Below are 306 nucleotides of genomic sequence, written 5' to 3' on the forward strand. Positions count from 1 at the left end.
GTTGTTATTCGTCAGCTTTCCAAATTGTTAAAGAGCTAATCACTTCTCATGAAGTAACCATTTTTAAAAGCACTTACTAAGTACGCTTAAAGATGGTGGGCGATACCGGGCTCGAACCAGTGACCCCCTGCTTGTAAGGCAGGTGCTCTCCCAACTGAGCTAATCGCCCACATGAGTTTTTCGTCTTGTGGAAGACGTCAAGAATGGTGGAGCTAAGCAGGATCGAACTGCTGACCTCCTGCGTGCAAGGCAGGCGCTCTCCCAGCTGAGCTATAGCCCCATCTTGAGAATCATTTCTGTGAAAGA

Annotated in this window: 2 tRNA genes; both read right to left on the reverse strand. The window is 47.7% G+C overall.

The annotated features are described in order from the left end of the window. Positions 1-93: 93 nt before the first annotated feature. Positions 94-169: transfer RNA gene (locus OH455_RS23340), tRNA-Val, on the reverse strand. Positions 170-204: 35 nt separating this feature from the next. Beyond that, a tRNA-Ala gene (locus tag OH455_RS23345) sits at positions 205-280 on the reverse strand. Between the last annotated feature and the right edge of the window lie 26 nt (positions 281-306).

It is taken from the genome of Vibrio sp. T11.5, from assembly GCF_027587155.1.
GTDB lineage: Bacteria > Pseudomonadota > Gammaproteobacteria > Enterobacterales > Vibrionaceae > Vibrio > Vibrio neptunius.